Origin of the sequence: Campylobacter sp. MIT 21-1684, assembly GCF_026241315.1 — a bacterium.
Taxonomy (GTDB): Bacteria; Campylobacterota; Campylobacteria; order Campylobacterales; family Campylobacteraceae; genus Campylobacter_D.
Genome location: NZ_JAPHNA010000012.1, coordinates 1 through 13,671, shown reverse-complemented (window position 1 = coordinate 13,671; position 13,671 = coordinate 1). Strand labels below are relative to the sequence as shown.

At 32.7% G+C, this 13,671-nt stretch carries 12 protein-coding genes; 5 read left to right on the top strand and 7 right to left on the bottom strand.

The features are described 5' to 3' along the window. Positions 1–144 precede the first annotated feature (144 nt). The 5 genes from OQH62_RS05805 to OQH62_RS05785 all read left to right on the top strand — a co-directional run bounded on the left by OQH62_RS05805 (position 145) and on the right by OQH62_RS05785 (position 5,259). Positions 145–612, top strand: coding sequence for an Rrf2 family transcriptional regulator (locus tag OQH62_RS05805; RefSeq protein ID WP_266015136.1), 468 nt, complete (start codon positions 145–147; stop codon positions 610–612). Between the two features lie 80 nt (positions 613–692). Beyond that, positions 693–2,108: a hypothetical protein gene (locus OQH62_RS05800; protein ID WP_266015132.1), complete on the top strand. Its 1,416-nt coding sequence runs from the start codon at positions 693–695 to the stop codon at positions 2,106–2,108. After that, positions 2,105–3,052, top strand: coding sequence for a DNA adenine methylase (locus OQH62_RS05795; protein WP_266015130.1), 948 nt, complete (start codon positions 2,105–2,107; stop codon positions 3,050–3,052). Before OQH62_RS05800 ends, OQH62_RS05795 begins: the two co-directional genes overlap by 4 nt. Next, positions 3,033–4,121: a DNA adenine methylase gene (locus OQH62_RS05790; RefSeq protein ID WP_266015128.1), complete on the top strand. Its 1,089-nt coding sequence runs from the start codon at positions 3,033–3,035 to the stop codon at positions 4,119–4,121. The genes OQH62_RS05795 and OQH62_RS05790 overlap by 20 nt, the downstream gene beginning before the upstream one ends. A gap of 100 nt (positions 4,122–4,221) precedes the next feature. Continuing rightward, complete coding sequence (locus OQH62_RS05785; RefSeq protein ID WP_266015127.1) at positions 4,222–5,259, top strand: alpha/beta hydrolase; 1,038 nt, start codon at positions 4,222–4,224, stop codon at positions 5,257–5,259. Positions 5,260–6,570: 1,311 nt separating this feature from the next. On the opposite strand, the gene OQH62_RS05780 is transcribed toward OQH62_RS05785, so the two are convergent. From OQH62_RS05780 to OQH62_RS05750, 7 genes are all read right to left on the bottom strand, one after another. Beyond that, on the bottom strand, positions 6,571–6,990 hold the full coding sequence (locus tag OQH62_RS05780; protein ID WP_266015124.1) for a hypothetical protein: 420 nt from the start codon (positions 6,988–6,990) through the stop codon (positions 6,571–6,573). Between the two features lie 557 nt (positions 6,991–7,547). Beyond that, positions 7,548–7,949 (bottom strand): hypothetical protein, encoded by a 402-nt coding sequence (locus OQH62_RS05775; RefSeq protein WP_266015122.1) that lies wholly within the window; start codon positions 7,947–7,949, stop codon positions 7,548–7,550. After that, positions 7,946–8,416: a TIGR02594 family protein gene (locus tag OQH62_RS05770; RefSeq protein WP_266015120.1), complete on the bottom strand. Its 471-nt coding sequence runs from the start codon at positions 8,414–8,416 to the stop codon at positions 7,946–7,948. Before OQH62_RS05770 ends, OQH62_RS05775 begins: the two co-directional genes overlap by 4 nt. Next, positions 8,389–11,310 (bottom strand): hypothetical protein, encoded by a 2,922-nt coding sequence (locus OQH62_RS05765; protein ID WP_266015115.1) that lies wholly within the window; start codon positions 11,308–11,310, stop codon positions 8,389–8,391. Before OQH62_RS05765 ends, OQH62_RS05770 begins: the two co-directional genes overlap by 28 nt. Beyond that, complete coding sequence (locus OQH62_RS05760) at positions 11,310–11,783, bottom strand: hypothetical protein (protein ID WP_266015112.1); 474 nt, start codon at positions 11,781–11,783, stop codon at positions 11,310–11,312. The genes OQH62_RS05765 and OQH62_RS05760 overlap by 1 nt, the downstream gene beginning before the upstream one ends. Positions 11,784–11,796: 13 nt before the next feature. Beyond that, a complete protein-coding gene (locus tag OQH62_RS05755) occupies positions 11,797–12,066 on the bottom strand; it encodes a hypothetical protein (protein WP_266015108.1) in 270 nt (89 codons plus the stop codon). Positions 12,067–12,113: 47 nt separating this feature from the next. Then, positions 12,114–13,340 (bottom strand): lysozyme inhibitor LprI family protein, encoded by a 1,227-nt coding sequence (locus tag OQH62_RS05750; RefSeq protein WP_266015105.1) that lies wholly within the window; start codon positions 13,338–13,340, stop codon positions 12,114–12,116. Positions 13,341–13,671 lie beyond the last annotated feature (331 nt).

Sequence of the window (13,671 nt, the reverse complement as noted above, 5' to 3'; positions counted from 1 at the left end):
TTCGGACTTGATGATTTAATGTAATAAATAATATTACAACTAAAAAATGCGAGAAGTGTAACGCACTTTAGTTATAATGTCAAGTATTACAATACAATTATTGTGGCTTGTGCTATAATGGCACAAACTAATAAAAGGAATCTTATGCAAATCCCCTCACGCTTTAGCATTGCTATTCATATCTGTTTATGCTTGGAGTTTTTCAATGCAGATTCGGAGTTTAATATGAATACAGATAAAACGCATTGTAAGAAAATGACAAGCGAGGCTTTGGCGGATTCTGTTGGTGTGAATAGCGTGATTATCCGTAATATCCTTGCTCAACTTAAATCCGCTGGACTAATAAGCGTAGAGCGAGGCAGTGGTGGGAGTAAATTAATCAAAAAACCACAAGAGTTAAGCCTTTTAGATATTTTTAACGCAGTGGATTCTATGGGCAAAGAGAGTGATGGCACGAATAGGCTTTTTAAGTTTCACGCTCACCCTAGCGAACTTTGTCCTTTGGGCAAAAATATTCATCTGATTTTGGATTCGTTCTTTGAAGCAGCTCAAGAGGCTTTAGAGTCTTATCTTGCCAAAGTAAGCTTAAGTGATTTGTTAAAAAATTTATAAATTTCTTGGATTAAGGCTTAATAAGAAATATAAACCAACTTAAGATATAATATTTATAGATTAACAACAGGGAAATAAATTTGAATCTATGGATATGCACAGAGGAGCGACCAAAGTTAAAAGTTTTGGAGCTGATTGTTCAGCGATTTTTAGCAGATTCTAAGTGGTGTGCGTTTGTGGATAATTTAAGAATCTTGCCTGTGGTGGAGGATTCTAAATTTAGCTTTGACTACGAAATCATCGGGGTAAAATGCAACCAAATACAGAAAATATTTTTAGAGATTGTAAGTGGTGCGAGTAGTTTTGTGGATTACCTAGTCTTTTTTCAAGAGCATAAGCCCACGCAAAATGATATACCCCTTTATCTCATAGAAGAAACAAAAACTGATGATAGTGAAAGCCGAAATACAGGAGTTTATCAGAGGATAACAAAATTTGTGTATGCTCACTTTTTCTATCCCAACTCTCAAAAAATTATGCTTTATAATTTAAAGGTTTTGCAAAAAGAAAAACCTACGCAGACTTCTATATTCGGCACGAGGATTTTAAGGACTTTAGGAGTTGAAATACTTGGAAAAAGTTTCAAAGATGATGATGGAATATTAAAACCCTTTGCAAATATTAAAGAATTAATTGAGTTTAAAACAAAAATGCGAAAAGCACCTAAGGGCAATGTGCCGATTGAAATTATAGAATCTTCTGAAAATAAAATTCAAGTTTCGGGGCGATTACTCAAGAGTGGCAGACTTGCACACGACCCAAATATTGGAGCAATAAGTGGGATTGCTAGCACATTAAGAAAACTTGGATTTAATGGAGAAATAGAGATTATTTCACACGGATTAAATCAAGCACAAGTAGGGACAAAAAACAAATTTATACAAATTGCCAATCTTTTAAATCTTTCTTTAGCTGGACTTACAATTCCTAAAATAGAAATACAAAATATTGGTGTCTGCAAAAAAGCATATTGGCATTATGAACAAGAGGGTGAAAAACTCGCAACTATTTTTATTCATTTGCTTATAGAAAATTTTTCAAGTGGCAAGGCAATTTTTGAAAACCACGCAGGTTGCGAAAAAGGCTATTTTATTACAAGTGATAATCAATATATCGCCTTGCAAAAATACCAAGACAGAGAGATTTATAAAGCTGGAAATAAAAATGCCATAGTTTTTATCCCTGATTTAATTTTGCTTGACCCAGAGAATTTAGAAATTATTAATATAGAGGGTAAGACTTATGAGAATAGACATAAGGGGATAGAGGAGTTAAAAAATTATGATTTTATAGAAAATGAGTATATAAAAAAGCATTATCCAACTTATAAGATTGTTCGTTCTGTTGTTTTATATGGAAGTTGTGAGAGTAAAATTATAGAAATTGAAATCGGCTTTTTGCTTAATAGCAAGGGTGAAATGGTTTTGGGCATAAAAGCTCCACAAATTTTTATTTTTTCACTTAAAAATTTGCTTGATTTTTGGAAAAAACAATGACTAAAGCACTTGATTCTTATGCTTCAAAACCTATTAAATCTCCCCTCAACTACATAGGAGGAAAATATAGAATCCTCTCTCAAATCCTGCCACTTTTTCCAAGCAAAAGTGATATTTTTGTAGATTTATTTTGCGGGGGTTGTAGTGTAGGGATTAATATCAATCAAGCGCAAAAAATCATTTGCAATGACAATCTTAAATTTCTCATTGATTTGTATGAGTTTTTGCAAAAAAGCAGCGCGGAATTTGTGGTTAAAGAAATCCATCATATCATTGCACAATACCATTTAAACCTACAAAACACTCAAGGCTATAATAATTTGCGCAATGCTTATAATGCTCACAAATCACCTCTTTTATTATTCGCACTCATTGCTTTTAGCTTTAATCATCAGATTCGCTTTAATAACGCACATCAGTTCAATAATCCCTTTGGCAAAAATCGCTCACATTTTAATCCCACAATGCAAGAAAATCTCTGTAATTTTATCTACACTTTACGGCATAAACCAATCCAATTTTTAAGCCTTGATTTTAGAGAAGCCCTAAATTCTCTAAGTTTAACGCAGCAAAGTTTTGTCTATGCTGACCCACCTTATCTTATCACGCAAGGCACTTATAACGATGGCAAAAGGGGCTTTAGCGGTTGGAACGAGGAGTTAGAAAAAAGCCTTTTGGAATCTCTTAATCAGCTTCACTCACAAGGCATTCAATTTGCACTTTCTAATGTGCTTATTCATAAAAATAAAGAAAATCATATTTTAAGACAATGGCTAGAGAGCAATAACTACAAAGTTCATTTTATTAATACGCATTACACTAATGCCAATTATCAAGCAAAATATAAAGACAAAATAGGAACAAAAGAAGTATTAATTACAAATTATAATCCTTTGCAAATATTCCAAAAAGGAAGAAAACCCGATGCGTTTTATAGGCAATAAAGAAGCCCTAAGTGCAAAGATTTATGCACTCTTGCAAAAACATCAAGTGATGAATCACACAAATAATCAAATTTTTTTTGATATGTTTGCTGGAAGCGCGAGTATAGGGAGGTTTTTTAAGGCAAAAGGATTGCAGGTTTATAGTTGCGATATGCTGTATTTTTCGTTTTGTTTGCAAAGGGCTTATTTGCAAAACAATCAAATCCCTACATTTGAGGGCTTAAGCAATATTATAGAATCTTCGCAAATTTTACCTCATTCTCTTTTTTCTAATGAAACTTCGCCCTATCAAAAAGTGCTTAGCTTTTTGAATACACTTCCAAGTACAAAAGGTTTTATCTTTCACAATTACGCCCCAAGCGGAAGCAAGAATCTGCCGCAACCTAGAATGTATTTTAGCGATACAAATGCTGGGAAAATAGATTCTATAAGAGCGCAAATTGAAACTTGGAGACAAAAGCAAGTTATCAGCGAAAATGAATATTTTATTCTTTTAGCCACACTGATAGAATCTGTCTCTTTGTTTGCAAATGTAGCGGGCGTATATGCGGCATTTTGTAAATCTTGGGATAAAAGAGCCTTAAAGGATTTCAAGCTTAAGGAAATAGAGATTTTGTGCAGCAATAAAGAGCATTTTTGTTTCTGTGGCGATAGTTTGGAGGTTTTAAATAATTTTACACAAACTTTTGACATACTCTACCTTGACCCGCCTTACAATCACCGCCAATATGCACCTAATTATCACCTTATTGAAACCATTGCTAAATATGATAATCCCAAAATCAAAGGTGTAGCAGGATTGCGGGAGTGGCAACATCAAAAAAGCACCTTTTGTAATGCCAAAACTGCCCTTGCAAGTTTGGAGCAAATCGCAAGTAGCAAAAAGTATAAAACCCTCGTGTTGAGCTACAATAGTGAGGGGATAATGCAAAAAGAAGAAATTAATGCCATTTTAAAACCCTTAGGAAAAGTGGCATTTGAGAGCTTTACCTATCCTCGCTTTAAAAGCAATGCAAAGAAGGGCGATAAATATATAAAAGAATATGTATGGATTGTGCAAGTGTCTTAAAATTCCAAAATAAACCTAATTTTCTCCTCTATCCCTTGACAAACACCAAGTATCAGGCTGTATAATATCAAATAAATTTTTAAAATCATAAGGAGAAGTAATGAAAAATAAGACACTCTCGCAGACATTTGGGCGTATCGTATTGGTGCTAATATTTTTGATAGGAGGTGCAGCTATGGCACAAGAGAAATGGGATAAGGTTTTTGCCAAAAGCAATGAAGTCAAGGTGCAAAAGGTGAAATTCACCAATCGTTATGGAATCACGCTCGCAGGGGATTTGTATCTACCTAAAAATATTAAAAAAGGCGATAAACTCCCAAGCATAGCAATCAGTGGTCCTTTTGGTGCAGTCAAGGAGCAGGCAAGCGGATTCTATGCGCAAGAATTAGCGCAAAAAGGTTTTATCACCCTTGCATTTGACGCTTCTTACACAGGGGAGAGCGGGGGCAAACCTCGCAATGTCGCCTCTCCTGATATAAACACAGAGGATTTTAGCGCAGCAGTAGATTTTCTAAGCAATTATGCGAATGTGGATTCTCAAAGAATTGGCGTTTTGGGCATTTGTGGATTTGGTGGATTTGCGCTTAATGTCGCTGCGATGGATACGCGCATTAAGGCAGTCGTGGCTTCCACAATGTATGATATGAGCCGCGTGAATGCCAATGGCTATAATGATTCTATGGATACAAAGGCACGTTATAAGCTTAAAGAAAGCCTCAACGCACAGCGCACAAAGGATTTTAAAAGTGGCACTTATGCCAAAGCAGGGGGCTTACCTCAAAAGCTTACAGGCGATGAGCCACAATTTATTAAGGATTATTTTGATTATTACAAAACGCCACGAGGTTTCCACGCGCGCTCTATTAACTCCAATGGTGGTTGGAATCTCACTTCATCTTTAAGCTTTATCAATATGCCAATCCTTGCATACAGCAGTGAGATACAAAGTGCGGTTTTAATCATTCACGGCGACAAGGCACATAGCAAGTATTTCAGTGAGGACGCTTACAAAAAGCTTAAGGGCAAAAACAAAGAATTGTTGCTTATTAAAGACGCCAATCACACGGATTTGTATGACAATGCCCAAAAGATTCCCTTTGATACAATCGCAATGTTTTTTAAGCAGAATCTGAAGTAATATTCTTAAGTTACTCAAAGACTTAATGGGACTTAATGAGAAATCTAGGCTAACTTAAGCTATAATATCCATAGATTGATAGTTAAGGTAAGGAGTGGGTTTGAATCTATGGATATGCAATGTTTTAACTCAAAATTGTTTTAATTCTATAAAATATTCAAAACAATCTATTGACACAACAGCAGTCTTTATTTGATTTTGAGCCTTTGCAACAGGAATTAAGCAGAGTGATAGTTTCTGCGAAAAACAAAATGTTAGCCCCAAAGAGCATTTTTGCGCAATCTTAAAGGCAAATCTCTTGCGTATAACGCTATACTAAAAGCCCATTGCGCTATCGTGGAGGCAAAACTCTAGCAGTGAGACTGGTTGTTGAACATTTTCCAGATGATATTCAAAGGCTTATTTCAACTTTTATGAGTGAGGGGGGGGGGGCGTAGAAATTGCAAGTGCAATTGAGCTAGACTTAGAATCTAAACCTTTGATGTTTTTGATATTTTGGTAAATTTTTGGCAGGTCTTGATTGCAGATTCTGCGGGTGTGAATAGCGTGATTATCCGCAATATCCTTGCTCAACTTAAATCTGCTGGTTTAGTGAGTGTGGAGCGAGGTAGTAAATTAATCAAAAAACCACAAAGCTAAGCCTTTTAGATATTTTTAACGCAGTGAATGAAAAACTCATTAATATTATGTTTCTTGCCTTATTTATGGGTAAAGTGCGATGAAATAGTGATGGTTTCACATTTTGCTCAAGTATACTTCGGGTATATGATAAAGATAAGATTGATATGCAAAAAATACCAAATAAATCCGTTATATTCGCTTTACTGCGAGGATATTATTAGGTGGAATTTATGATGAAAATAATACTTATCGTCGCTAGGCATATTTTCAAAGAAGAGAACAAAGAAAGTTATTCTAAAGATACTCAACTCACAAAATAATACGGGAAGTACGAAAAAATGTTCTATCTTGCAAAGAATCTCAATCGTAATATTGTACAAAATAGCCATGGTTCTAAGAGGAATCGGGTTTAATCCATATTTTATCTCTTAATAAAAATCTCAATGCTTTAAAAGAGCTGTCTCAAGCTACTGGAGAAAGTTTTTATGAGCCAAATAGTGTTTATGAATTTAAGAAATTATTTTTAAGATTGAGCAATGATGGCCAGGATGTAGATTCTAAGGAAATAGGTAAGAAATTATTTCAGATAAAACACATAAAATCTATGACCCTGACAATCCCGATAATCCATCTCAAAAATAGAATTGAGAGGATGACGAGTATTATATAATTGGTAATTATGTGATTCTCTTAGTAGCCTAGAATCTTATTGATTTTGTTGATTGCATTTTGCTCCATTTCGGAGATGACTTGTTTCTGTGTGCTTCTTTCTTGAGCAATTTTAGATTCTTGTTGCACGATTTGGGCTAAGGTCGCATTGATTTTGCTTTCATCTCGTGCTGCTTTTGCCTCTTCTAAATTGATTTCTAAGATTTTTTTGTCTAATTCTAGGGCTTTGATTTTAGATTTAAAAAATTCTCTTTTTTTATCAATTGCTTCTTTTTCTTTAAATTCCGCCTTTAGGGCTTGTTTTCGTTTTTTAAAACTTGCATTATTGAAAATTTCTGGCAAAATGCCTTTGATATGAGGCTTTGGAGCTTCGTGTGGTGCAGCAAAAAGCAGTGTAGAGAGAGCGAAAACAGATACTAAAAATAAAGTGATACTTTTCATCATTACTCCTTTATAAACAATGAAATAAAAACCCGAAAATTGTAATCAAAAAATGTTTAGGATAGCTTGAATTTTTTAAATTTTGACGATATTTCAAATTTACAAATTATATTGAAATTTCTCTCATTAAAAATCTGTGTTAATACATCTATGAGTGTATTGAAAGTAAGTGTTTGGTTCTGTAATCTATGAATTTTTATTTATTTACCAAGTAAAATAAGTACTATAAGTGCTTTAGAGAGTACTAGAGCACAAAAGTAAAGTTTAAATTATAAGGAAAAGAATAAAAGCTTGTACTCTTTATAATTTTTATTTGTCTGTGTTTTTATAATGCTTTTAGCGCACCCTTGCAAGAAGATTCCAGTCTTTGAGATAGAAACTATGAATATGCAAAATTATAGGGAAGTTCCTATATTTTTCACATCGTTATCTTAAAGTATAAAAAGATACAAAGGGCGTATTTTATACACTTGATAGCAATATATTTTCCTCTACTATTAAGGGTAAATTATAATTTTGGGTTGTATATCCTAAAAGATACACAAAGTCTCACACAATCACTGCTTAAAAAATATCACATCTTCAAGTTCGTTATATTTTTTGCACTTTTGTCCCGCATCTTTGCCGACAATCCTTAAACGCGTCTTTGTATCATTTTCATCAGCAGGTTTGCATTGTATCCTAAAACTTAGCAAACATTCATCAGCCACATTCCAATATTCAATGGCAAGATAATCTTTCCCCTCTTCATCCTCATTACTCTCTAGCCCAAACTCACTATATTTATCCACAGCCTTGCCACTAAGTAAAATCTTATTATCTTGCTTGAACTCAAAAGCAATTTCTTTTTTATTTAAATGAGTAATGGCTATTTCTATGCCATCATTGAGCCTGTTTTTATAACTATCCGCAAAGCATACGCCATATAATAAACATACCATTGTTATAAGTTTTTTCATTGTGTGTTACCTCCTCTTATTGTTTGGTTTTCATTGATTAAGGGTAAATTATAATTTGGATTATATCCTAAAGGATACACAAAGAATTGAAAAAAATCTTGTGGATAATCACTGCAATTTACCGAATCAGCTTGATTTCCCCCTAAACCAACCAAGTTTTTATTGTTTAATACACCAATTATAAAGGCAACATACCCTGTTCCATTTGCTCTTATTTTAACACCTATACACCCATACGCTGGTTTATCTAATTTCTGTCCCCAATTTTTCCAAGAAGCAGCTCTAGCACTATTTGTGCCTTTTAACCCTGCTTGTGTTATGACCCAATTTACAAAACTAGAGCACCAAGGTGTTTCATCATCTTGAAATTTACCCGTTGTTGTAGAGTGATATTCTATTATTCGTGGGTTATACTCTGCTTTTTCTATTTCTAAAACACCTAACTCTGCTCTAGCAATTTTTTCCAAGGCAATTCTCCTCCCTCATACCCCACCTCTACCTTAATCATTATCCTCCCTCTCTCATCTTTAAGACTTTCTACTATATCTTTGTATTTTTGTTTAAGACTTTCTAAGGTATGAAAGAATCCTTGAGAGTTTTTAGTCTTTATGGTACTAGTATTTGAGTTTAAAGTTTGATTGTTTGTATTTGAGGCATTATTTAAATTTTGCTTTGTATAAATTTTTGCTAATTCTTTTTCACTTAGGAGCTCATTATCTTTATTTTTAGCCAAATCAATACCTTTATAATCTCCATACTCATTTCCTGTATGAAGAGTATAAGCTGTAGTATTACTTTGATTAAGAGGATAAAGAGCATCTTTACTTTCATAGAGTCTAAAGAATTGTGTTCCTTTATCTTCTTGTTGTGTGTTTTTCTGTATTGTATTTTTTATAAAAACTAAAACTTGTTCTGCTAGATTTGATTCTTCTTTATCATTTAAATTAATGTAATAAGTCTTTTCTTCTATTTGATTTTCATTTGCTTGTTGTGTATGAGCGGTGTTTGTGTGATGAGATATACCACTTTGAGCAACAAAGCTATGGGTTACCTTTCCCCACTCTACTATATGAAGTTCTTTCCCATTAAATCTTAAAGAGAGGGGATATTCAAGTTTAAGCACTTGTTTGACTTTACTGCTTGGAGCATTAATATAAGCAAAGATATGAAGATAAGTAGCTTTATTTGTATCAAAGTATTCTTTTTTTAAAGTAAGTGTATAGTCTTCACCTATATAAGGACTATCATTTCCTTCTTGTGTAATCTTTCTGTAATCAAGTTTTTGAGGAAGAGTTTCATCTGTGCTTAAAATATATGCCCATTTTGTATTTGCTTTGGCTTCTTTGAGTTGTTCTTGTGAGATTTTTGTATTATAGTGAGCTTGAAATGTAAGAGTGTCATTGGCTTTATAATGTACATACTTCTTGTCTTTAAAACTTACACTTTGTACAAGAACTTTGCTCTTGTTTTGTAAAGGAGGCTCTTTTGTGCTCAGTTTTGCATCTGTAATGATATAGTGTTGAGAGAGTTTTGCTTGTCTGTTGATTTGAAAGTTTGGATTAGCTGTTGTGGTTTGGTGCTGTATGTTTGCATTTTCTGCCATTTCTTTAGTAGAGAGGACAATATGAGAGCTTTGTGTCCTTTGAGAGTGCTCATCTTGCTCAGGTAAATCTAAAACTGGATAAAAGAGGGCTGTATAATCACTTGTAATTGTGCTTGAGAGTTCTTTTCTGTTTTCGCAGTTATAAAGAAACAACTTGTCATTTTCTTTCAATCCATAAAGATGAAGATTTTGCACTATGACTTTAAAGTTTCCTTCATTGCTGCAATCAGTATTATGAGGTTTGGTGTTTTCATTGAGAAAAAGAGTAATGCCAGAATATCTTTGCCTACTATCATTGCCTAAGATATAGGTAGTGCTCTCTGCTAAGGTCTCTTTTGCAAAGTTATGGATTTCTATATAGCCTTTCTCATTTGCTTCTTTATAGACTTTAAGGATAGGAGATATGGCATTAGGCTCTTTGTCAAAGAGATAAGTCTCATTGGAGTTTCCTTGAATGGTTAAAGTATTGTTGCGCTGTTGCATAGATTGGCAAGAACCTTGCAATAAAAAAGCTTCTCTTTTCTCCTGATTATCTCTTGCATAGATAATCTCACTTTCATCGCTATTAAGCTTACTTATGTCTAGCTTTGCTCCTTCAAAGACTACTATACTTAAAAAGGTATTTTGACTTTGTTTAATGGTGTAGGTATCAGTATTTTCTGCTTGGGTTTTTGGTTTAAGACAGATGATAAGAAGTGGTGTTAAACTCTTTGTATCTTTTCTTTGATTGAGAGCAATATTGAGTTGTTCTGTATCTTTTACTTCATTTAAGACATAGATATTTTCTAAAGCATATTCAGACACACTGCCTTTAGCAAAGTTTGTGTTGATGTAGGTGAGGTAAGGGGAGAGGATTTGAGTGATGTTGTTTATAGATTTTTTGGTAAGATTTGAAACAATGTTAGAAATGTTACTTTTGCTTATTTTGCTCACTTGATTTTTTCCGTTAAACCTTATAAAATCTAAATCATTTTCATACCAAAGTGCCAACTTTAAAAGAGTATCTTCTTTTGTTTTAGCGGTAAAATTCTGAATATTTTTATTAAGTTCATATTCTCTATAGCGTATCGTTTCCTTTTTAATATTTAAATAAGAAAATATATCAAATATAAGTTTTATTTGATTAATATTTGGATTAGATAAATAAATATCTGCCTCATCACAACTTCTAGAAATATATCCTAAGTAAGTATTTATATTTGTTTTATATCTTATAATGAACCAAGGTAAAAACCTTGATTTTTTAATGATAGAATCTCGCATATTATCGTTTATGTTAACAAATCTACCGTGATAGTGTAAAGACACCAAAGAAGCCTTTTCTTTGCTGTATGCTAACAAATTTTCATTAATATTTTGCGATATATATTTTCTATATGAATCGAAAGTTTTTTCTAAAATCTTTCGAGCCTGTTCTTGTGTAAGTGAAAAATTAAATACTTTATTTTGCAAATAACCTTTCACTGCATTTGGTTCTGTAAAACTCTTTTGATTAGACCTATATCTTTCTATAATTTCATAGAAAGTTAGTTCTTCATCGCCTATTTTTAATTTTTTAGAATTATCGGGTAGGTATTCCTTCAAAAGCAATTTTGGGTTGCTGTTTGTTTTTAAATCAAGACCATACCCAACAGTTACATTACCAGCAATATGTATAGTATTTTCTTGTTTATAATTTAAATTCTCAAAAGCAATAAGAAGTCTTGCACATTCTTTTTTGTAGTCATCTTCAGTGAGTTCTTTAATATCATAAAGCATTATAGCGATTCCTTCTTATAGATTGTATTCCATTGAAATATAGTTCCATTACCGCACATTGTGTAGCATATAGAATCAAATGCTTCTTCATCTTTTTCAAACACGATACCTTGATTATTCTTAATAATATGAATTTTACAATGCGCAAAATCTTCATTGTCGCTAATTAATGTAGCAACGGTACGAGTGGAATCCAAAAAATGTATTTTGCCATTAAGCATACATTGACTTAATATCCTTCCAGCAACAGACTCGTAACTAAAATCGCATTTATTTTCTCTACATAATGCAATGTCAATCCAGCCAAAATATCCATTAAACTCTTCATTTCCTTCTTTTTCTCCATTGCTAGAGATTTCATATCTCCCCTCCCAAGACCAAGAAGTAGGCTTAGTCACCTCATTTAACTCTGCCTTCGCTAGATTTAAAAATATAAAAGAAATGTAAAATAATATACTTAATTTATGTATCATAGAATCTCCTTTCTCATTTTATAAACTCATCAATAATAGCTTTATTTTCTAAATTATCTAAAGCCTGTATATTGTTCTCGCTTTCAACTTCTCTTATCTCCCCAAATACACCAAGTTCATTTAAAACTGCGACAAGCCAAGTCCTAACTTGCAAATTAATCCCATAACCTATGGTTAAAATTTCCTTTGTATCACCATAAGGTTGTTTTCTAAAACCCTCTACAATCTTAAGTAAATTTGAGGTATCTTCTAAGTAATTTGTATTTTGCGTTGTTTCAAACATTGTTCTTTCCTGCTTCTAAATAAAGTGTGCTTTAATTTCTTGTTGTTTTATAATTTACTATTTTCATTTACTTTCTTGAAAAAAGTGCATTTTAGTTCTCTTTTGTTGCCTTCTAAGAGATAGATTCTGACATTTGGATATTTCTCTGATTCGTCCCAAAAAAAGCGATTACTTATTAAACGGATATAGTTTTTTTCTTTAAACTCCATAATACTATAAAATAATACTGTAAATTGTGGAAGTATGTTTTCTTGTTCACCCCTTTTTATATCCTCCTCGCTTTCAAAACTATATATTTCTCTTTCTTCAAACATTTTAAAATCAAAGCGTCTTGTTATTTTATTTCTAGGAAGTGCATAGGTAGTGAGAACAAAAGAAATCCTCTCACCTACTTCCATTGTCTTCCATAGATTTCCAAATGTATATGCTTCACTAAAATGCAAATCATCACCATAGATTCTATCACTTGCCTTTTCATTGAGTTGATTGCCTGTTAAGACATAAAGTGTTTGCGATGAATCGCCTTGTAAAAGCATTATTGTTTCCTTTTTTCCATCATTATTTATATCAAGTTCTTTGACATAAATTTGTAGCTCCGCATACCGGTCTTTATCATTGATAAACTTCTGTTTTTCTGTGAGTTTGCCATAGGTGCAATATTTGTAGTTGTAATCAGAGCCTAGACAGAATCCTAGTGTATATAGTGGGTCATTAGCTGAATATTTTATTTCTCTCCATTCGCTCAAATCCATATCACCTTTTCTTGCATACTCACACAGCTCTTTATTGTTAGAATCTAACACTTCACCGAGTAGTTTAAGTAAGGCAGTAATTCTTTTCTCATAGATAAGTCTAATGATACTTCTTTCATTCACAACTCTAGTAAACATTTTTTCATTATCTTTTATTCTCTGTATCAGTTCTTCGTCATACTCACCAAATAAATCCTCATAGATACTAGATAAATTATTTGAATTAATTTTATTTGCACTCTTAATAAATTTTCTTTGAGTTTGTAAAAGATTATCTAATCTTTGATTCTTATCGCTCAAACTTGACTTTCTTAGCTCATTTCTTAATTGAGTATAGACTTCAGACATATATCTATCCAAATTCTGTAACTCCCCACTCTCATCATTACATATCATCTTTTCTACTTTTGTGGTAGCTTTAGCACAATCAAAGCTAGGCTTAGCTACTTGAGCAGATTCTGCTTTTACTAAATTTATAAATATAAAAGAAATGTAAAAGAATATGCTTAATTTATGTATCATAGAATCTCCTTTTATAAAACTCATCAATAATAGCTTTATTTTCTAAATTATCTAAAGCTTGTATATACTCTTAGTCTCAACTTTCTCGCATTTGCCCAAATAAAAACCCATTTGATAAACGCTTTTTTGCATTCTATTGTGTGTTCTCTATTCTTAATCTTATCTATTATCTCCTTAGAGCTTGTACTAAAAAGTTAGATAATTTTTAAAAGCTTGATAACTTTAGATTGTTTCTCTTTAGAGTAGAGACATTTTTTCTCAATTCTGTGTAGTCTAAAACTATAGCTTTTCTCTAAAAAACAACTCAAATTCCTCACTCTGCCTTAATCTC

Excerpts from the sequence above, each read along its gene's own strand:
- OQH62_RS05805 (WP_266015136.1), top strand. The coding sequence starts at position 145 with ATGCAAATCCCCTCACGCTTTAGCATTGCTATTCATATCTGTTTATGC.
- OQH62_RS05795 (WP_266015130.1), top strand. The coding sequence starts at position 2,105 with ATGACTAAAGCACTTGATTCTTATGCTTCAAAACCTATTAAATCTCCC.
- OQH62_RS05790 (WP_266015128.1), top strand. The coding sequence starts at position 3,033 with ATGCGTTTTATAGGCAATAAAGAAGCCCTAAGTGCAAAGATTTATGCA.
- OQH62_RS05785 (WP_266015127.1), top strand. The coding sequence starts at position 4,222 with ATGAAAAATAAGACACTCTCGCAGACATTTGGGCGTATCGTATTGGTG.
- OQH62_RS05780 (WP_266015124.1), bottom strand. The coding sequence starts at position 6,990 with ATGAAAAGTATCACTTTATTTTTAGTATCTGTTTTCGCTCTCTCTACA.
- OQH62_RS05775 (WP_266015122.1), bottom strand. The coding sequence starts at position 7,949 with ATGAAAAAACTTATAACAATGGTATGTTTATTATATGGCGTATGCTTT.
- OQH62_RS05765 (WP_266015115.1), bottom strand. The coding sequence starts at position 11,310 with ATGCTTTATGATATTAAAGAACTCACTGAAGATGACTACAAAAAAGAA.
- OQH62_RS05760 (WP_266015112.1), bottom strand. The coding sequence starts at position 11,783 with ATGATACATAAATTAAGTATATTATTTTACATTTCTTTTATATTTTTA.
- OQH62_RS05755 (WP_266015108.1), bottom strand. The coding sequence starts at position 12,066 with ATGTTTGAAACAACGCAAAATACAAATTACTTAGAAGATACCTCAAAT.
- OQH62_RS05750 (WP_266015105.1), bottom strand. The coding sequence starts at position 13,340 with ATGATACATAAATTAAGCATATTCTTTTACATTTCTTTTATATTTATA.